The following is an 833-nucleotide window of genomic DNA, read 5'->3' as shown; positions in this document are numbered from 1 at the left end:
GATAAAATAATAAAAAACTTTTCTCTAGATAAAAAATATATGAGGTATAAATATTATAGAGGTAATTTATATGCTTATATTGGAGAAGCTGAAAGAGCTAAAGCTGAATTTGATGATATATTAAAAAATAATGATGATTTTAATGAATGGTTTTATAATGATATATTAGAGTTTTATTATTATAATGCCAAAACAGATGAAGACTATAAACATCTTATTAAATATTTAGATAAAATAAAAAATATTAGAGCTTTAATATATAAAACATTTTCTTATTATAAATTAAAAAACTATAAAGAATCAGCATTATCAGCAAAAGAAGTATTAGGTAGTTTAGATAATAGTTATGCCAATGAAGAGATGTATCATTTAAGATATGTATATGCTTTCTCTCTAATAGAAACAARATCTCATGATTATGAAACTATAATAGAAAACTTAAAAATATCATTAAACAGTACTGAATTAAATAAAGCAATAATATATAGAAAAATAGCAAAAGTGATGATATACAATATACCTCAAAAGTATTATTATGAAGGCATTAAATATTTAGAATTGGCAATAAATATGAATGACTTTTTTGCTTATTATATATATTCAAAAGAGTTATTTTATGGMAATATTCTCACACCCTCACCAGAACTCGCAATAGGAATGGCTAATACTTCTATTGATTTACACAGTACATTTGAACCTTCTCATATTATATTTGGAAGAGCCTACGAATTAGGAAGAGGAATAGAAAAAAACGAAGATAAAGCTTTTGAAATATATTATAAATCTAATGAAATAGCAAAAATGAATAATTATCATTCGAATAATTATCATTC

The 833-nt window shown here is 22.5% G+C and carries 1 pseudogene; it reads left to right on the top strand.

Annotated elements, in window-relative coordinates:
• Window positions 1-39: 39 nt before the first annotated feature.
• Window positions 40-833, top strand: a pseudogene (locus GQX97_RS12775) (hypothetical protein); the annotation flags it as partial.

Source organism: Brachyspira sp. SAP_772 (assembly GCF_009755885.1).
Taxonomy (GTDB): Bacteria; Spirochaetota; Brachyspiria; order Brachyspirales; family Brachyspiraceae; genus Brachyspira.
This window is presented reverse-complemented; position numbering and strand designations above follow the sequence as displayed.